Annotated in this window: 19 protein-coding genes; 11 read left to right on the top strand and 8 right to left on the bottom strand. The window is 70.7% G+C overall.

Features of this window, described 5'->3' with window-relative positions; genetic code table 11:
• Positions 1-42: 42 nt before the first annotated feature.
• Positions 43-975: an oxygenase MpaB family protein gene (locus ABZ806_RS07485; protein ID WP_500216016.1), complete on the bottom strand. Its 933-nt coding sequence runs from the start codon at positions 973-975 to the stop codon at positions 43-45.
• Positions 976-1,121: 146 nt separating this feature from the next.
• Between ABZ806_RS07485 and ABZ806_RS07490 the strand changes: the two genes are divergently transcribed.
• Together ABZ806_RS07490 and ABZ806_RS07495 are read left to right on the top strand one after the other, a co-directional pair.
• Positions 1,122-1,679 carry a TetR/AcrR family transcriptional regulator gene (locus ABZ806_RS07490; protein ID WP_500216017.1) on the top strand — a complete coding sequence of 186 codons (558 nt, stop codon included), beginning with the start codon at positions 1,122-1,124 and terminating at the stop codon, positions 1,677-1,679.
• Positions 1,680-1,797: 118 nt separating this feature from the next.
• Positions 1,798-2,943: an NDMA-dependent alcohol dehydrogenase gene (locus tag ABZ806_RS07495; RefSeq protein ID WP_500216018.1), complete on the top strand. Its 1,146-nt coding sequence runs from the start codon at positions 1,798-1,800 to the stop codon at positions 2,941-2,943.
• Between the two features lie 116 nt (positions 2,944-3,059).
• On the opposite strand, the gene ABZ806_RS07500 is transcribed toward ABZ806_RS07495, so the two are convergent.
• Together ABZ806_RS07500 and ABZ806_RS07505 are read right to left on the bottom strand one after the other, a co-directional pair.
• Positions 3,060-3,437 (bottom strand): hypothetical protein, encoded by a 378-nt coding sequence (locus ABZ806_RS07500; RefSeq protein ID WP_500216019.1) that lies wholly within the window; start codon positions 3,435-3,437, stop codon positions 3,060-3,062.
• Positions 3,416-3,814, bottom strand: a complete 399-nt coding sequence (locus ABZ806_RS07505) for an ATP-binding protein (protein ID WP_500216020.1) — start codon at positions 3,812-3,814, stop codon at positions 3,416-3,418. The genes ABZ806_RS07500 and ABZ806_RS07505 overlap by 22 nt, the downstream gene beginning before the upstream one ends.
• Before the next feature lie 206 nt (positions 3,815-4,020).
• Here ABZ806_RS07505 and ABZ806_RS07510 point away from each other — a divergent pair, with 206 nt between their 5' ends.
• Positions 4,021-4,824, top strand: a complete 804-nt coding sequence (locus tag ABZ806_RS07510) for a helix-turn-helix domain-containing protein (RefSeq protein WP_500216021.1) — start codon at positions 4,021-4,023, stop codon at positions 4,822-4,824.
• Positions 4,815-5,000 carry a DUF397 domain-containing protein gene (locus tag ABZ806_RS07515; protein ID WP_500216022.1) on the top strand — a complete coding sequence of 62 codons (186 nt, stop codon included), beginning with the start codon at positions 4,815-4,817 and terminating at the stop codon, positions 4,998-5,000. The genes ABZ806_RS07510 and ABZ806_RS07515 overlap by 10 nt, the downstream gene beginning before the upstream one ends.
• Positions 5,001-5,088: 88 nt before the next feature.
• Here ABZ806_RS07515 and ABZ806_RS07520 read toward each other — a convergent pair whose 3' ends face one another.
• Positions 5,089-6,150: a glycoside hydrolase family 19 protein gene (locus ABZ806_RS07520; protein ID WP_500216023.1), complete on the bottom strand. Its 1,062-nt coding sequence runs from the start codon at positions 6,148-6,150 to the stop codon at positions 5,089-5,091.
• Between the two features lie 389 nt (positions 6,151-6,539).
• On the opposite strand from ABZ806_RS07520, the gene ABZ806_RS07525 reads away from it, so the two are divergent.
• On the top strand, positions 6,540-7,700 hold the full coding sequence (locus ABZ806_RS07525; RefSeq protein ID WP_500216024.1) for an RNA-guided endonuclease InsQ/TnpB family protein: 1,161 nt from the start codon (positions 6,540-6,542) through the stop codon (positions 7,698-7,700).
• Between the two features lie 251 nt (positions 7,701-7,951).
• Here the strand turns inward: ABZ806_RS07525 and ABZ806_RS07530 are convergent, their stop codons facing one another.
• From ABZ806_RS07530 to ABZ806_RS07540, 3 genes are all read right to left on the bottom strand, one after another.
• Complete coding sequence (locus tag ABZ806_RS07530; RefSeq protein ID WP_500216025.1) at positions 7,952-9,787, bottom strand: rhamnogalacturonan lyase; 1,836 nt, start codon at positions 9,785-9,787, stop codon at positions 7,952-7,954.
• Between the two features lie 96 nt (positions 9,788-9,883).
• Positions 9,884-10,414: a SigE family RNA polymerase sigma factor gene (locus ABZ806_RS07535; RefSeq protein ID WP_500216026.1), complete on the bottom strand. Its 531-nt coding sequence runs from the start codon at positions 10,412-10,414 to the stop codon at positions 9,884-9,886.
• A 147-nt stretch (positions 10,415-10,561) separates the two neighbouring features.
• Positions 10,562-12,169 (bottom strand): peptide chain release factor 3, encoded by a 1,608-nt coding sequence (locus ABZ806_RS07540; protein WP_500216027.1) that lies wholly within the window; start codon positions 12,167-12,169, stop codon positions 10,562-10,564.
• A gap of 131 nt (positions 12,170-12,300) precedes the next feature.
• On the opposite strand from ABZ806_RS07540, the gene ABZ806_RS07545 reads away from it, so the two are divergent.
• The 4 genes from ABZ806_RS07545 to efeB all read left to right on the top strand — a co-directional run bounded on the left by ABZ806_RS07545 (position 12,301) and on the right by efeB (position 15,355).
• The gene (locus ABZ806_RS07545) at positions 12,301-12,927 is read left to right on the top strand and encodes a hypothetical protein (RefSeq protein WP_500216028.1); all 627 of its coding nucleotides are present in this window, start codon (positions 12,301-12,303) and stop codon (positions 12,925-12,927) included.
• Between the two features lie 81 nt (positions 12,928-13,008).
• A complete protein-coding gene (locus ABZ806_RS07550) occupies positions 13,009-13,680 on the top strand; it encodes an SCO family protein (protein WP_500216029.1) in 672 nt (223 codons plus the stop codon).
• Positions 13,677-14,132: a copper chaperone PCu(A)C gene (locus ABZ806_RS07555; protein ID WP_500216030.1), complete on the top strand. Its 456-nt coding sequence runs from the start codon at positions 13,677-13,679 to the stop codon at positions 14,130-14,132. The genes ABZ806_RS07550 and ABZ806_RS07555 overlap by 4 nt, the downstream gene beginning before the upstream one ends.
• Positions 14,129-15,355, top strand: coding sequence for an iron uptake transporter deferrochelatase/peroxidase subunit (efeB, locus tag ABZ806_RS07560; RefSeq protein ID WP_500216031.1), 1,227 nt, complete (start codon positions 14,129-14,131; stop codon positions 15,353-15,355). The genes ABZ806_RS07555 and efeB overlap by 4 nt, the downstream gene beginning before the upstream one ends.
• Before the next feature lie 79 nt (positions 15,356-15,434).
• Here efeB and ABZ806_RS07565 read toward each other — a convergent pair whose 3' ends face one another.
• The gene (locus ABZ806_RS07565; protein ID WP_500216035.1) at positions 15,435-16,658 is read right to left on the bottom strand and encodes an RNA-guided endonuclease InsQ/TnpB family protein; all 1,224 of its coding nucleotides are present in this window, start codon (positions 16,656-16,658) and stop codon (positions 15,435-15,437) included.
• A gap of 110 nt (positions 16,659-16,768) precedes the next feature.
• Here ABZ806_RS07565 and ABZ806_RS07570 point away from each other — a divergent pair, with 110 nt between their 5' ends.
• Both ABZ806_RS07570 and ABZ806_RS07575 read left to right on the top strand, forming a co-directional pair.
• Complete coding sequence (locus tag ABZ806_RS07570) at positions 16,769-17,461, top strand: MerR family transcriptional regulator (protein ID WP_500216032.1); 693 nt, start codon at positions 16,769-16,771, stop codon at positions 17,459-17,461.
• Between the two features lie 28 nt (positions 17,462-17,489).
• On the top strand, positions 17,490-17,822 hold the full coding sequence (locus ABZ806_RS07575) for a YnfA family protein (protein WP_500216033.1): 333 nt from the start codon (positions 17,490-17,492) through the stop codon (positions 17,820-17,822).
• Positions 17,823-17,883: the final 61 nt, after the last annotated feature.

Here is a 17,883-nt window from a genome sequence, read left to right on the forward strand (position 1 = left end):
GAGACCGGGTTGGAATCCTCCGCCGTCAGGCAGGGGAGGACGTCAAATGGGGCGGTGCGCGAGGGCGCGTTCCAGCCGTTCCTGAGCGCGGGCCGCCTGCCGGGCGCGGTAGGCGATCGGCATGTACCGGACGCGTTCCGGCAGCAGCGGCGTGCCCCGTCCGATGACCTGCGCGACGAGGCGCAGCCGCCGCTCGTCCGCGGCGCTCCACGTCAGGCCGAGCTTGTCCCGCGCCGCCTCCGGCAGGGTGCCGACCGTGATCAGCCGCCCGATCCGCCCGCCGACCGCGCTCAGCGGCGCGAGCGCCGGCCGCAGCGGCTTCGGCACGTTCGCCGGGACCTCGCTCATCTGGCCTAGGACCTCGTGCGCCACCTTGTGCGGGACGAGCGTGTTGGCGACCATGTCGTCGAAGTACTCCCAGTACTCCGGGATGCTCGCGGGCAGCATCCGCTCCGGGACGCGCAGGATCCGGCCGAGCTGGAGGAACTCGTCGAAGATCTGCTGCTCCTCGTCCTTCGTCATCGGCGCGGGAGCGAAGTACTTGGCCGCGGTGACGGCGGCGTAGAAGCCGGTGAGATGCACCCAGGCCCACGGCTCGGCGGACAGCGCGTGGTGGCGCGTGCCCTCCTCGTCCACCGCGCTGAGCGACTTGTGCATCTCGCGCAGCCGCTTGCCCTCCTCGATGGCGGTCCGCCCGCCGTAGACCCAGGTCTGCACCGAGGCGAAGCTGCGCGCCGCGCGCCCGAGCGGGTCGGTGCGGAAGCTCGACCGCCGGTCGACCACGGTGCCGATCGCCGGGTGCATCACTTGCAGGATGAACACGCTGTTGCCCGCGATCGCGGACGTGTAGAGGCCCATCTGCTCCCACAGCAGCGAACCGGGCCCGAACGGGACGGGCTCGTCGGCGCGGTCCTGCCCGGCCGGGCGGATCGCGGGCGTCCCTTCGGTCGCGGGCGTCCCCTCGATCACCGTCATCTGCGATACCTCCTGAAACGACGACTGAGATAAGCTAAACGCGAATAAGCAGTCGCTTACAAGTCGCGTTTCGGGAGGGCCCGCCAATGGCCTCCTCACCTGGTCTGTCACCGCGCCGGATCCCGTCCCAGGACCGGTCGCGCCGCATGGTCGAGCGCATCCTGGAGGCCGCCACTCGCGTTCTGGCCGAGCGCGGGTACGACGGCGCGTCCACCAACCGGATCGCCAAGGCCGCCGGCATCAGCAACGGGTCGCTGTACCAGTACTTCCCGAACAAGGACGCGATCGTCATCGCCGTCCTGGACCGCTTCGCCGACCACCTCGCCGACCGGCTCGGCGCCGAGATCGAGGCCACGATGCGGCAGCCGTGGGAGGCCGCCGGGCGCGCCATGCTGGACGCGCAGATCCGGCTGTTCGAGGAGAACGCCGACCTGCTGCGCATCATCGTCGAGCAGGTCCCGCGGCTCGGCCCGTTCGACAAGCTCGCCGCGCTGCAGCGGCGGCTGACCGACCTGGTCCGCGTCTACCTGCTGGTGAACCGCGCCGCGTTCCGCGACGACCTCGACATCGACGCGACCCTGTGGATCATCACCGAGACCGTGGGCATGCTGTCGATCAAGTACGTCCTGGACCGGCCGCCCATCCCGCACGAGCGCATGGTGGACGAACTCGCCGAACTGGTCATCGGCTACATCCGGAGTTGACGGCCCCGTCCGGACGCCGAAAAGCTTGATCAACTTGGCCCGGCATCTGGCGCCCCGAACGGAGTTCTAGTAAGCAGAGGGGACCAACGGCTGCCGTATGTCCCATCAGGAGGCACCAGTGCAAACACGAGCGGCGATTCTGTGGGAACCGCACACCGACTGGAGCATCGAGGACATCGAACTCGACGATCCGAAGGCCGGTGAGATCAAGGTCAAGCTGGCCGCCTCGGGGCTGTGCCACTCCGACGAGCACCTGGTCACCGGGGACATGGTGCTCGACCCCGAGATCGCCAAGCTCATGGGGTGGGAGCAGTTCCCGACCATCGGCGGCCACGAGGGCGCCGGCGAGGTCGTCGCGGTCGGCCCCGGCGTGACCACGCTGAAGGAGGGCGACCACGTCGTCCTGTCGTTCATCCCGGCGTGCGGCCGCTGCCCGTCCTGCGCGATGGGCCGCCAGCACATCTGCGACCTCGGCGCGGTGCTGCTGGCCGGCAAGCAGATCGGCGACATGACCGCCCGCCACCACTCCAAGAGCGGCAAGGACCTGGGCATCATGTGCTGCACCGGGACCTTCTCCCCGTACACCGTCGTCAACGAGGCGTCCGCCATCAAGATCGACGACTGGATCCCGCTGGACCGGGCCGCGCTCGTCGGCTGCGGCGTCACCACCGGCTGGGGCGCGGCCGTCAACGTGGCCGCCGTCCAGCCCGGCGAGACCGTCGTCGTGATCGGCGTCGGCGGCCTCGGCATGAACGCGGTCCAGGGCGCCGCGATGGCGGGCGCCCGGCACATCTTCGCCGTCGACCCGGTCGACTGGAAGCGGGAGAAGGCCGCCGAGTTCGGCGCCACCCACAGCGCCGCGTCCATGGAGGAGGCGGCGGCCCAGCTCGCCGAGCTCACCTGGGGCGCCAACGCGGACAAGGTCATCCTCACCACCGGCGTCGCGACCGGCGACCTCATCGGCCCGATGATGGGCATGGTCGGCAAGGGCGGCCGCGGCGTCGTCACCGCCGTCGCGCCCGTCGCGCAGGAGGACGTCAAGCTCAGCCTGTTCGACCTGGCGATGCAGCGCAAGGAACTGGTCGGCTGCATCTTCGGCAACGCCAACCCGCGCCGCGACATCCCGCGCCTGCTGCGCCTCTACGACGAGGGCAAGCTCAAGCTGGACGAGCTGGTCACCAACACCTACACCCTCGACGAGGTCAACAAGGGCTACCAGGACATGCGCGACGGCAAGAACATCCGTGGACTGATCAAGTACTGACCCGCCAGAGTCGTCGTCCGGACGGCCCGCGCCCCGCGTCCCGGGCACGGGCCGTCCGCCATGCGGCTACGGCACGCTCCGCCCCATCGGCGATGTCCGCATCCCCGCTCTTGTTGTCACCAGGTGGAGGGGAACATCCGGTGTTTGAGGAGGGCGTCCACCCGGTCGGCGGCGTGCTTGGTGTCGCCGCAGGAGCAGAGGTAGCCGTGTCGTCCGCGTCCGGCCTCGTAGTAGGCCCAGCCTCCGCCGGGTGTGGCGTGGACGGTGACCGCAAGACGGACGTGGTCGTCCGGGCGGAACGCGAAGACCCACAGCACGGGCGGCCGCGTCGGGAACTCGTTGGCCCGATAGAGCTTGACGTGCCGGTAGCTCTTGGCCTGGATGGCGACGGCGAGCAGGTCGAGGTGCCGGATGGTCGTGGTGCGGCTCAGGCGGGTCCGCCAGCGCAGCAGGTGGCGCGCCGCCTGGACGTTCAGCGGGTGCAACGCGCCCATATGATCTTGCCTTCCTCGTTGAGCGGCCGGACGCCCCAGTCGTGGACGAGCTGTTCCATCAGCAGCAGGCCGCGCCCGCCCTCGGCGTAGTCGTCCTCGCCCTGGACGACGGGGTGGCCCGCGCCCTCGTCCCAGACCTCGATCCGGACGAGGTCAGCGCGCCGGTCAGCGAGGATCTGGACGACGATGTGCCCGGTGCCGACGTGCTGCCACGCGTTGGTGACGAGCTCGCTGACCACGACCTGGCCGACGAAGTCGTCGGCGATCCCGAGTTCGCGGAACCGCTCGGCGAGGTAGCGGCGCGCGAGCGAGGGCGCTCGGTCGGACGGCTCCAGCACCAGAGGCGGCGCCTCGGGCGTGAGAAGTGCTGCGGGCATCGGTGAACCCCTCCAGCCTGGATGGCGGGTGATCGCGACCGGACATCCGTCCTAAAACGGAAGCACCCGCCGTTATCACTCTGTGCTACTGAACGAACACCATCCAGCCATGAGAGGACGTACGCTCTCAGGAGACCTCAAGAAGACCATCAATCGGGTTGCTCCCGTTAGCGCCTGGGTTGCCTCACCACGATAGGAAGATCGACATGGCCTCGACCATCGAGAACCGCAGCCGGACGCCGGAGTTGCGATCCTTCGGTGCCGTGGTCAGGAGGTTGCGCGAGACGGCTGGGTTCAAGCAGGCGGAACTGGCCGCCCTGGTGAACGTTTCCCGCGCCTACATCGGCCATGTCGAACTTGGTAAGACTCGATGCCGTTTGGACTTCGCTAAGCGCTTGGATAATGCACTACGAGCCGACGGCGAGATCATCGCAGCTTGGAACAAGCTGCTCGAATCGATCAGGTCCGCCAAGTACGCCGCCTACTTCGTCAATTTCCCGAAGGCCGAGTCGACGGCTAATCTAATCCGCGTCTACGAGACGCACATCGTTAATGGGCTGTTCCAGACCGAAGCGTACGCTAAAGCAATTGTGCAGGACACGGACCTCCTCACTACCAGGTTGAACAGACAGAAGCAGGTCATGAGCGAGCCTGCTCCGAAGATGTTCGTGGTCCTCGAGGAGAGTGTTCTCCACAGACAGGTCGGCACGCGGGAAGTCATGCGCGAGCAACTCGAGTACCTGCTCGAGTTGTCTGAACGACCTGGTGTCCGCCTTCAGGTGCTCCCAATCGTCTACGTGGAAGACGCCCGAGCCGCATTCACCATTGCCACTCAGGCAGATCGAAGCGAGGCCGCGTACCTCGTCACTGGGACGGGAGGGGTGACCAGCGCAGACCCGAACGACCTTGCCAACCTGCACGAGAGGTTCGCTAGCCTTCAGGCAGAGGCGCTCAGTGTGAGAGACACCCGAGCCCTGATCAGAAGGGTGATTGACGAGAAATGGACCTGAGCAAAGCGGCATGGCGCAAGGCCTCACGTAGCACGGCAGAGGGCGATAACTGCATCGAGATCGCTGGGATGTCGAACGTTGTAGCACTTCGTGACAGCAAGAACCCCAATGGCCCCAAGCTAATCATCAGCCACGGTGATTTCCGGCTCCTCGCTGACACTCTCAAGAGCCTTTAACTCAATACGTATCCGCCGGGAAAGGACGGCCCGTGCCCGGAGATGATGGGCGCGGGCCGTCCGATCTGAGGGCGTCCTGTGCGGGACGTCAGCAGGTCAGGTTGCCGCCGGCCGGGACGCCGAGCATCTGCGTGAACCGCTGGTAGGCGTTCACCCGGCTCTGGACCTGCGCCGGGTTCTTGCCGTCGCATTCCACGGCGCCGTTGATGCTGCGGATCGTCTCACCGAAGCCGCGTCCGTTGACCATGGCGTTGTGACCGGTCATGGTGCCGGGCCCGTTCTGGGTCATCCAGTACCAGAGCCCGGTCTTCCAGGCCACGGCCGCGTTCTGCTCGACGAGCCACGGGTTGCCCAGCAGGTCGATGCCGAGGGCGTCGCCCGCAGCCTTGTAGTTGAAGTTCCAGCTCAGCTGCATCGGGCCGCGGCCGTAGTAGGCCGCCGTCCCGGCGGGGCAGCCGTAAGGCTGGCCTGTGTCGCAGTAGTGCGGGTAGTTGCTGGTGTTCTGCTCGACGATGTAGACCAGACCGCCGGTCTCGTGGCTGACGTTGGCGAGGAACGCCGCCGCCTCCTGCTTCTTCACCGTGTCGCTTCCGGTGTTGGCGAACGCCGGGAACGCCGCCATGGCCGAGGTCAGCCCGGCATAGGTGTAGAAGGAGTTGCGGCTCGGGAACATCTGGTTGAACAGCGCCTCGCTCACCACGAAGCCACCGGGGTCCGGCGGGTCGGCCGGATCGGTCGGACCGTCGCAGGCGTACGGGTCCCAGAACCAGTTGCTGATCACGGGGTCGTAGCCCGGGTTCTCGTGGACGGCGATGTAGTACTTGCCGTCGGTGTACCTGACGACACTGCCGACCGCGTACCACTGCCCGGCCGTCCAGTTGGGGGCTGAGCAGCCCGGTCCGGACGTCCCGCCGCCGCAGGTGCCCTGGTCGGTCCAGACTTCGGCGCTGCCGGGGGTCTCGTTCTGCGTCCACCATCGCGCCGACCAGTTGTGCCCGTTGTAGGACGCGGACGCGCCGCCGGTGTAGACGGCGGACGGGTTCCACGCCGCCGCGCACTCCGCGGCGGTGGCCGACGCCGCCGGCAGGACGGCCGACAGCGCTCCCGCCGCGAGCACCGCGGCACTGAGCATCGTCAGGAGTCGTCGCACCTGATCACTTCCTTCGGGGGTGTGTCTTCTGTGGTCCTTGCGTGAGCGGGGTGGCCCGGGGATGCGTCGCCACCACCCGGCGGCGATGGAGGTGAGCGGGGCATGGGAGCTCCATCGGATAGGAAACTTTCCTATCTAGTACGTGGCACGGTAACCCCGCGTTCGACGCCGTTCAAGATTCCGGGCGGACCGCCGATCCGGCCGCGGCATGACCACCCCAGGCAGCGGACTGAACCAGCTCGCGGCGTCCCGAAGTTCAGCGGGCTTCTAGCGAGGAACCCCGGTCCTTCAGGGCCGGGAGGAATCGCTTCCCTCGTCCACGGCGCCCCGGCGCCGGCTTGGTCCGCCCTCAAGACAACTTGGATCCTGTAATGATACAGTCACGGATTGTGAAATTGGTGGTGCAGGTGAAGCTGCTGCCGACGCCCGAGCAGGCGTCGGCACTGACCGACACCCTCCAACGGGTCAACACCGCCGCCAACCACGTTTCGGCTATCGCCTTCGCCGAGTTCGGGCTCCGCTGCCGCGAACTGCCCCTGCGCAGGCTGTGCTACGGCGATCTCAAAACCGCCGGGCTGGGCGCCCAAGCCGCCCAGCACGTGATCAAACGGGTCGTGGACGCCTACACCACCCTCCGCGCCACCATCCGCAACGGCCGCCTCGGCGGCCCGGCATCCAAGCGCCGCCGCAAAGCCGAAGCAAAACCCATCGCCTTCCGCCCCGACGCCGCGCACACCTACGACGACCGCAACCTGTCGTGGCAACTGGACGCGGGCACCGTCAGCATCTGGACGACGGCCGGGCGGTGCAAGAACCTGACGTTCGCCTGCTCGCCCGAGCAGGCCAAGACGCTGACCGGCCACCGCAAGGGCGAGTCGGACCTGGTGTACCGGGACGGGAAGTGGTTCCTGATCGCCACCTGCGACGTTCCCGAACCGCAGCCGTTCGAGCCGGTGGACTGGGTGGGGGTGGACCGCGGCATCGTCAACCTGGCCACCACCTCCGACGGCGACAACCATCAGGGGCGTCGGCTGGGCCGGTACCGGCGGTGGCAGGCCCGCAAACGCGCCGAACTCCAAGCCACCCGCACACGCGCAGCGGCCCGGCTGCTGAAGAAGCGGGCCCGCCGCGAGGCGCGGCACGCCACGCACGTCAACCACACGATTTCCAAGCAGGTCGTCGCCGTCGCGGCACGCACCGGACGCGGCATCGCACTCGAAGACCTGAGTGGGATCCGCGGACGGGTCACGGTTCCACGCGACCAGCGGGCACGCCTGTCGTCCTGGCCCTTCCACCAACTCGGGCAGTTCATTGCCTACAAGGCCCGCCGCGCCGGTGTGCCGTTCATCGAGGTGGATGCGGCCTACACCTCGCAGCGCTGCCCGCGCTGCGGACACACCGCCAGAAGCAACCGTCCCTCGCGGGACCATTTCACATGTCGTCGGTGCGGTCTCGCTGGGCCCGCCGACGTCGTCGCCGGGGTCAACGTACGCGACCGCGCACGCTCGGCGTGGGTATTCGTCAACATGCCCCAACCCGCCCCCACATAGCCCGGGAGCGGGTGGATGCGACCCGTGACCGCCCACCCGTAACGGGCAGTCGGGAGCGCGAACAAAGCCCCCCAAGGACCGAACGAGCAAGCTCGGTCCCTTCAGGGCCGAGTAGTTGACCACAATCTGCCGATGGACAGGCCGTTGACCGGCACTGTCTGCCTAAGCATGAGTGAGCCGGGAGAGCGGGGTGGGCTCTCCCGGCTCTCCCGGCTTGCTCGGCGGGGTTCAGATGCGCGGGCCGCGCCGCGTCATCGCACGTAGATCTGCGGCTGGGGCGGGGTCGCCATGCGGTCGCCCAGGAAGAAGCTCGGGTGCGGCGGCTGGTTGTAGGCGGTGTTCTGCCAGGCCAGGGCCGTCCGGTACTGGGTGTCGTGCAGGAGCGTGTAGATCTTCCGGTCGGTGACGTCCCACGTCGTGTAGATGCGGAGCCGGGTGTTGTCGCTGGTGGGCCAGACGACCTCCTCGCGCCAGTCGCCGAACAGGTCGCCGCTCAGCGACGGGACGGCCTTCGTGCCGTTGTTCGAGTGGACGCCCGACGCGGTCAGCAGCCGGGTGTCGCCGGACGGCCCGTACTTGTCGATGTGGGTTCCGTCCAGCAGCTCGCGCACCGGGTCGGCGTCCCACCAGACCAGGAAGTTGGTCGACGACGGCTTGCGACCGGCGTTGTTGCCGGTGACGCTGCGCAGCTCGGAGACGCTCGACGACCAGAACTCGGCGCCGAGCCGCCCGTTCCAGATGTCCCCGGCGACCCCGCGCCCGTTGTCGCAGCACGCGGACGTCTGCCACAGCACCTGCCCGTTGTGCGGGTCGATGTAGAGCGACGACGGCTGGCCGGACGACTCACTGACCTTGAAGTACTCCAGCCCGGGACGCGCCGGGTCGAAGTCGCCGAGGTGCTGCGCGTCGCCGTGGCCGGTACGGGTCGTCCACAGGCCGTAGCCGTTGTCGTCCACCGCCATCGCGCCGTAGACGATCTCGTCCCGGCCGTCCTGGTCGATGTCGCCGACGGACAGGCTGTGCGAGCCCTGGCCGTCGAAGCCCCGCCCGGTGTTGGTGGAGCTGTTGGTGTCGAACGTCCAGCGGCGGGTGAAATGCCCGTCCCGCCAGTCCCAGGCGGCGATGACGGTCCGGGTGTAGTAGCCGCGCGCCATGATCAGGCTGGGCCGGGAGCCGTCCAGGTAGGCGGTGCCGGCGAGGAAGCGGTCGACGCGGTTCCCGTAGGAGTCGCCCCAGGACGAGACGCTGCCGCGCGGCGGCACGTAGTCGACGGTCTGCATCGCGCCGCCGGTCCGTCCGTCGAACATGGTGAGGTACTCGGGGCCGCTGAGGATGTACCCGCTGGAGTTGCGGTAGTCGGCGCCGCCGTTGCCGATGACCCGTCCGGTGCCGTCGACGGTGCCGTCCGCGGTCTTCATGGCGACCTCGGCGCGGCCGTCGCCGTCGTAGTCGTACACCTGGAACTGGGTGTAGTGCTGCCCGGCGCGGATGTTGCGGCCCAGGTCGATCCGCCACAGGCGCGTGCCGTCCAGCCGGTAGGCGTCGATGTAGACGTCGCTGGTGTAGCCGCTCTGCGAGTTGTCCTTGGAGTTGGACGGGTCCCATTTGAGGACGATCTCCAGGCGCCCGTCGCCGTCGAGGTCGCCGACGCTCGCGTCGTTGGCGCTGTACTCGGACCCGGGCCGCTGGATCGGCACGTCGAGGTATCCGTCGCCGAAGCGCAGCGACGCCTCGGACGACGCCCCTTCGCCGCCGTTCACGATCGGCCGGACGGTGTACGAGGCGTCAGCCGGGGCGCCCTGGTCCCAGTAGTTCGTTGAGCCGGTGACCGTGGCGATCCGGGACGACCCCCGGTAGAGGGCGAACGTCGTGCCGGCCGGGTCGGTGCCGAGCAGCCGCCAGCCGACGTAGTTGCCGTCGCCGGAGCGGACGCTGATCAGCCCGCGGTCGAGGTCCTCGGCCTGGCGGGCCGCGGCGGCGGTCGCCGGGACGGGCACGGCGGCGGGCAGGGTCGCGGCGACCGCCGCCGCGACGGCCAGGGGCAGCAGCTGGCGGAGCAGGGGGATGCGTCGTGCTGCGGGTCTCACGGGGACTCCCTCGGGAGTGGGCGGGGGGCTTTCCCCCTAGTCGCCCGGCGTGGCCCGAAAGGTTGCCGCTCAACCGTGCCCGCCCAACCGGGCCGCTCAACCGGGGCCGTCGGCGAGCAGCCGGGTCAGTTCCGCGACGCCCTTGGCGGTCTGGCTCTTGACCGTGCCGACCGCGATGCCGAGGACCTGGGCCGTCTCCTTCTCCGACAGGTCGAAGGCCAGCCGCAGCACCACGCACGCGCGCTTGCCCTGCGGCAGCCGCAGCAGCGCGGCGCGGACGTCCACGATCGCCGGGACGTCCGGCCCGTGCAGCCGGTCGTCGAACCCGGCGCCGATCCGCTCGGCCCGGTCGCGCTCCCGGACGAGGACGCGGATCCGGCTCCGCGCCATGTTGACGACCATCCGCCGCACGTAGGCGAGCGGCTGGTCGGCGGCGCGCACCCGGTCCCAGCGCCGCCAGGCCGCCGCCATCGCCTCCGCCGCCAGGTCGTCCGCGCCGTCCGGGTCGCCCAGCAGCACGAACGCCAGCCGCGCCAGCTCCCGGTGATGCCGCCGGAAGAACCCCTGGAACTCACGCGCATGGGAGCGCTCCCACATCTGTTCTGGAACCGCCGTCACGGATTCCACCGGGGCGCCCTCTCCTCTCGGCTCCGGGCCCGTACAGAAAGCGCTTTCAGGCGGAGGTAGAGACGCGTCCGGACAACCGTCAACACCCCTTCCACAACCACCACCGGGCACCGGCACGCGACGGCCGGGCCCGGAAAGTGGGGGTGCTCAGTCTTGGACGCCGGCGGCGAGCATGGGGGTAAGGGTCAGGCCGGGGTGTTCGCGTTCGAGGGCGCGCAGGCGCCACTTGTCGGTGAACACCGCTACCAGGGAGCCGTCCAGGGGGCGGGCCAGGACTTCGGCGCCGCGGCGGCCGGTCAGTTCCTCGGCGGACTCCTTGTCGGTGAGCCGCGCGGTCGAGTAGTCGAGGCGGGTCAGCTCGATCGGGGCGCCGAACTCGGTGTCCATGCGGGCGGCGACGACCTCGAACTGCAGTGGCCCGACCGCGGCGAGGACCGGGGCCTGGTCACCGCGCAGGTCGCTGCGCAGGACCTGCACGACGCCCTCGCCGCCGAGCTGCTCGATGCCGCGCCGGAACTGCTTGGCGCGCCCGTTGTCCTTGGCGCGCGCCACCATGAAGTGCTCGGGCGCGAACGCGGGGATGGGCGGGAACTCCACCGGGGTCTTCGTGTAGAGGGTGTCGCCGACGGTCAGGCCGGACGTGTTGGGCAGCCCGATCACGTCGCCTGGGTAGGCGGCGTCCAGCGTCGAGCGGTCGCGGCCGAACATCGTCTGCGCGTACTTCGTCGCCAGCGGACGTCCCGTGGAGGCGTGGACGAGGGTCATCCCGCGCTCGAACCGGCCCGAGCACACCCGGATGAACGCCAGCCGGTCGCGGTGCGCCCGGTCCATGCCGGCCTGCACCTTGAAGACCTGGCCGGAGAACGGCGCCGCCACCGGACGCTCGGCCCCGCTCGTGGCGGCGCGGGCGGACGGCGCGGGCGCCAGCCCCCGCACGGTCTCCAGCAGCGCGCCGACGCCGAAGTTGGGCAGCGCCGCCCCGAACAGGACGGGCGTGCACACCCCGGCGCGGAAGGCGTCCATGTCGAGGACGGCGCCGATCTCGTCGAGCAGCTCCAGCTCCTCGACGGCGGTCTGCCAGGCGTCGCCCTCCTCGCGGGCCGCCTGCTCGGCGGGCACCCGCTCCTCGATCGCGCGGGTCGCACCGCCGGGGGTGCGGCGGAACCGGGTGAACGTGCCGGTGGCCCGGTCGATGAGGCCGCGGAAGTCGCCCGCGGCGCCGACCGGCCAGGTCAGCGGGGCGGGACGCAGGCCGATGCGCTGCTCGACCTCGTCCAGCAGTTCGAGGGGCTCGCGTCCGGGCCGGTCCCACTTGTTGACGAACGTGATCACCGGGATGCGGCGGTGCCGGCACACGTCGAACAGCTTCAGCGTCTGGGCCTCCAGGCCCTTGGCCGAGTCCAGCAGCATGACGGCGCCGTCGACGGCCGCGAGCACCCGGTAGGTGTCCTCGGAGAAGTCGGCGTGGCCGGGGGTGTCGAGAAGGTTCAGCAGCGCGCCGCCGAACTCGAAGCGCAGCACCGAGGACGTGATCGAGATGCCGCGGGAGCGTTCGATGTCCATCCAGTCCGACCGGACGCCGGAACGTCCGTGCTTGCCGTGCACCGCGCCGGCCTGCTCGATCGCCGCCGCGTGCAGCGCGAGGGCCTCGGTCAGCGTCGACTTCCCCGCGTCCGGATGGCTGATCATCGCGAAGGTCCGGCGGCGCGCCGCCTCGGCCGCCACGTCCTCGGGGGTTCCCGCTCCGCCGCTCAACCGCGGCCCCTTCCCGTCGTCCCTCCGGCTTTTCCGCCGTAGCGAGCCTACGTGCTGCCGCCGACCCAGGTGGCGGCGGAGGGGTGCGGGGCGGGGAGCGCCCGGCCTTGTACTACGGTTCGTAGTACACCATGCGTCCGGACACCACGAGCGGGAACACGAGCGAGCAGGCGCGCGCCGACGGCGGCATGAGGCTGCTGAGGTCGGCGGCGTTCTCGGCCGTGTGCACGGCGGTGTCGGCCACCGCGCACGCGGCGGCGTCCGGGGCCGGGGTGCCGTGGTGGTCGCTGCTCGCAGGCTGGGTCGTCACGCTGTGCCTGGTGGCGCCGCTCGCGGGACGGGAGCGGTCGCGGCCGGCCATCATCGCCATGCTGCTGTGCGGGCAGATCGTCCTGCACACGGTGTTCTGCTTCGGGCAGTCACCGGCGCCGGCCGACCCGGCCATGCCCGGCCACCACGGCATGGGCGTCGACCTGATGCCCGGTCCCGCCATGTTCGCCGTGCACCTGGCCGCCGCGTTCCTGCTCGGCCGGGTCCTGCATGGCGGCGAGGCCGCCCTCTGGCGGATGGTGCGGATCTCGCGGCGGACGGCGGGCGCGCTCCTCGCTTTCGTGCTCGTGCGGCCGGTGGTCGTCCCGCCGCTGGACGCGCACGCCGGGACGCGCCGCCGCACCGATGAGGAGACCGGACGGGGCGAGACCCCGCTGCTGGACCACGCCGTGGTCCGGCGCGGCCCGCCCGTCCCGGCGATGGCCTGAGCTGATCTCCCTTACGTCGTGCCCGGCGGGCACGGCGTGCTCGACCACGCGTCGCCGACGCCCCTCATTCCCGGAGGCTCCATGCCTGCCCGATTTCCGAGAACCGTGCCCGCCCGGCTGGCCGTCGCCGCCGCGGCGGTCGCGCTGACCGCGTCCGCGTGCGGCGGCACCGCGGCCGAGAGCCGCCCGGCAGCCGCCGCGACCGCGACCCCGTCCGCCGGCCCGTCCGGGTCCGCGATCCGGCTGGACCGGCCGCTGCCGAAACCCGAACTGACGCTGACCGACGACCGGGGCCGCTCGTTCGACCTGGTCGAGCGGACGGCGGGCAAGCCCGTCCTGATGTACTTCGGCTACACCCACTGCCCGGACGTCTGCCCGACGACGATGGCCGACATCGCCAACGCCGTGAAGGAGCTGCCGGAGGCGGAGCAGCGGAAGCTCCAGGTGATCTTCGTGACCACCGACCCGGCGCGCGACACCCCGAAGCGGCTGCACGCGTGGCTCGCCGCGTTCGACTCCCGCTTCATCGGGCTCAGCGGCGACTTCGCCGCCATCCAGAAGGCGGCGCGCGGCCTCGGCATCGCCGTGGAGAAGCCGGTGAAGACCGCCGGCGGAGACTACGAGGTCACCCACGGCGCGCAGGTGCTGGCGTTCTCGCCGTCCGACGACAAGGTCCACCTGATCTACACGTCGGGGACCACGTCCCGGCAGTACGCCGCCGACCTGCCGAAGATCATCGGGGGGACGGCATGAGGCGGCCCGCCGCCGCTCTCGCGGCACTCGTGCTCGCCGCCGGTACCGTCGCCGCCTGCGGCTCGGACGGCGCGCCCGACGGGCCGCACCTCGCGGTGAGCGGCGCGTACGTCAAGGAGCCGCCGATGCCGGACATGGCGGCCGGCTACTTCACGATCGCCAACACCGGCGGGGCCGCCGACACGCTGACCGGGGTGACCAGCGACATCGCCGGGCACGCCACCGTCCACACCACGAAGCCGAACGGGGCGATGGCCGAGGCGGGACCGCTGGCCGTCCCCGCCGGCGGCCGGCTGGTGCTCCAGACCGGCGGCTACCACGTGATGCTGATGGAGTTGAAGCGCAAGCCGAAGACGGGCGAAACGGTCACGTTCACGCTGCGGTTCGCGACCTCGTCCCCCATCACCGTGCAGGCGCCGGTCCGGCCCGCGTCCTACCGGCCAGAGCGATGACCGAGCGGCGCGGGATCACCCGGCGGCGGCTGCTCGGCACGGCGGGCGGAGCCGGGGCCGCCGGGGTCGCCGGGCTGGCCGCCGGCGGCCTCGCCGGGCAGCGCTGGGCGAGCGGCGACGGCCCGCCGCTCACCGCCGTCGGCGGCACGGCCGTCCCGTTCCACGGGCGGCACCAGGCCGGGATCACCACGCCGCTCCAGGCGTCCGGGCACCTGGTCGCGTTCGACCTGCGGCCCGATGCCGGACGCGGCGGGGCGGCGGCACTGCTGCGCCGCTGGTCGGCGGCCGCCGAGGCGATGACGGCGGGACGCTCCCCCGCCGGCGACGACCAGATCGCGCGGGACGCCGGCCCGTCCTCGCTGACCGTGACGTTCGGCTTCGGCCGTTCGTTCTTCGGAAAGACAGGGCTGGCAGACCGCATGCCGGACGCCCTCGTGGAGATGCCGCCGTTCCCCGCCGACGCCCTCGACCGCTCGCGCGGCGATGGCGACCTGTGGGTGCAGATCGGCGCCGACGACCCTCTAGTGGCGGTGCACGCACTGCGCATCCTGCAGAAGGGCGCGTCAGGCACAGCAGAGGTCCGCTGGATGATGAGCGGCTTCAACCGGGCGCGGGGTGCGACCGACCGTCCGCGGACGGGCCGCAACCTGATGGGCCAGCTCGACGGCACCGGCAACCCGGACCCGTCCGAGTACGCCGCCAAGATCTTCGTCGCGGACGCCACCGGCCCGCACGCGTGGATGAACGGCGGCTCGTACGCGGTCGTCCGGCGCATCCGGATGCTGCTGGACACCTGGGACCGGCTGCCCGCCACCCGGCAGGAGCGGGTCATCGGCCGCCGCAAGTCCGACGGCGCGCCGCTGTCCGGCGGGACGGAGGCGACGCCGCCCGACCTCGGCGCGGTCGGCCCGGACGGGGCGCTCGCCATCGCGGGCGACGCCCATGTCCGGGTGGCCGCGCCGTCGTCCAACGGCGGCGCGACGATGCTGCGCCGAAGCTTCTCCTACCACGACGGCCTGCGCCCGGACGGCGCACCGGACGCCGGGCTGCTGTTCGTCGCCTGGCAGGCCGACCCGACGACCGGCTTCATCCAGGTGCAGCGCAAGCTCGACGGCGCGGACGGCCTCACCCGCTTCCTGCGGCACGAGTCCAGCGCGATCCTCGCCGTCCCCGGCGGCGCGGACCCCGGCGGCTACGTCGGCCAGTCCCTCCTGGAGGCTTGACCTTCGAGCCGGGTCGAAGGTCTACCGTCGCGGTTTGACGTCCTCCCCCGCCTGAAGGCAGGGGATTCCAGCCCGTCCCCTACGCAGGCAGGAGAGCAGGTTGGGGTTCGCGGTTCACCGGCCCGCCCGACAGCGTGCCTCCCCGCGCGGCCACCGTGCGTCCCACGGCGGTGTCTTTGATGTTGCGTGCAGCGTTGACGTCGGCGTTGGCCCGGTGCCCGCAGGCCACGCACCGGAACACCGCTTGGCTCTCGCGGTTCTCCGGTGCGCGGTGCCCGCAGGCGTTGCAGGTCTGCGACGTGTACGCCGGGTCGACCTTGACGACCCGCCCGGGCGCCTTGTGCTCCAAGCGGGTGACCAGTTGTCCCCACCCATTGGCCAGGATGCCCCGGTTGAGCCCAGCCTTCTGCCGGACGCCGACGCCAGGGGCCTCAACAGTGCCCCTGGCGGAGCGGGTCATGCCCCGCACGTTCAAGTCCTCCACGGCGATCACATCGAACCGGCGCGCCAGATCCGTCGAGGTCTTCTCCACCCAGTCCCTGCGCCGGTCAGCCTCACGCGCCTTCAGCCGCGCGATGGCGGCCTTGGCCCGGGCACGCCGGTTCGACCCCCGCCTTGCGCGGGCCAGGCGCCGCAGCAACCGGTTCAACCGCTCGGCCTCCCCCCACGTCAAACCCGGCACAGTGCAGGTGTGGCCAGTGGACAGCGCAGCCGACACCGCCACACCCCGATCGACACCGACCACCTCACCGTTGACCGGTGCGGGAACGGGGTCGGGGATCGCGGCGAACGCGACGTGCCAGCGTCCGGCACGGTCACGGGTCACCCGGAACGACTTCACGTCCGGCGGGACGGGACGCGACCAGCGGAACCGCACCCACCCCACCTTCGGCACCCGCACCTCACCCATGCGGCGCGACAACCGCCGCACCTCCCAAGCCCGGCCCCGCACCCCGACAACCCGGAACCCCTCGTGCACCCCGGCCTTGCGCCAGGTAGGGCGCCGATGCGTACCGGCGAAGAAGTTCGCCATCGCCTGCGCGAAATCCCTGAGCGCCTGCTGCTGCACCGTCTGCGAACCAGCCGCCAGCCACCCGAACTCGGCACGCGCCTCGGTCAACTGCCGCGCCTGCACGACATACCCCGGAGCCGGACCCCGACGCGGCGTCCACCAGGCGTGCTGCTCCACCGCCAGATTCCACACGAACCGGGCATGCCCGCATTGCTCCAGCAACCCCGCCTCCTGGGCAGGGGTCGGGCACAACCGGTACCGAGACACACCCCGCAACCTACCGACCACCACCGACAAAACCCGGACCGCCAAAATTAGGAGGCCACAGTGCTGCCTTGTTCCGCGCTTCCTCCCCGCCCTGAAGGACGGGGTCTCCACGCTGTACGTATCCGATGAGCACGATGCGGATTTCACAGCTCGCCGAGCGCAGCGGCGTCCCCGCGACGACGCTGCGGTACTACGAGAGCGCGGGCCTGCTGACCGCGGACCGCACCCCGTCCGGCTACCGGACGTACGGGGAGGACGCGGTCACCAGGCTCGCGTTCATCGGCTCGGCCAAGCACCTCGGCCTCCCCCTGAACGAGATCGGGGAACTGCTCACGGTCTGGGAGTCCGGTGCCTGCGCGGACGTGAAGGCCGACCTGCGCCCGCGCGTGGCCGCCCACCTGACCGAGTCCGAGCAGCGCCTCACCGAGATGGAGGCGTTCACCCGTTCGCTGCACGGCGTCCTCCACCACCTGGACGCGCTGCCCGACCGGACGGTCCCCTGCGACACCGAATGCGGCTTCCCGGACGGCGCGCCCGCCGCCAGAGAGCAGGCGATCGTCTGCTCGCTCGGCGGGGACGGCATGGCCGAGCGGGTCGCCGAATGGCGGACGGTCGTCGACGGTGCCCGGCCGGTGGAGATCTCCGGCGGTGTACGAGTCACGCTGCCCGCCGCCAAGGCCGGCGCGGTCGCCGAACTGGCGGCGGCCGAGCAGCGCTGCTGCCCGTTCTTCGATTTCCGGCTCTGCTTCGATGGTGACGTCGTTCATCTGGAGGTACACGCCCCCGCGGACGCCGCCGGCCTGATCGACGACCTGTTCGCCCCTTGACCTGTTCGCCATGACCTAGGACGTCACCGTGCTCGTCGCCCGCTCCATCGCCCTGTTCGTCCTCGCCGCCGTCCTGGAGATCGGCGGCGCCTGGCTGGTCTGGCAGGGCGTGCGCGAGCACCGGGGCTGGATCTGGGCCGGCGCGGGCGTCATCGCGCTCGGACTGTACGGCTTCGCCGCCACGTTCCAGCCGGACGCCCACTTCGGCCGCGTCCTCGCCGCCTACGGCGGCATCTTCGTCGCCGGGTCGATCCTGTGGGGCGTGGTCGCCGACGGCTACCGCCCCGACCGCTTCGACATCGCCGGCGCCCTGATCTGCCTCACCGGCATGGCCGTCATCATGTACGCCCCGCGCGGCTAGTGCGTTGATCTGCGGCGTGTTGTTGTTATGAGCGCGTCAAAACAACAACACGCCGCAGATC

It is taken from the genome of Spirillospora sp. NPDC047418 (genome assembly GCF_040643275.1).
Classification (GTDB): Bacteria; Actinomycetota; Actinomycetes; order Streptosporangiales; family Streptosporangiaceae; genus Spirillospora.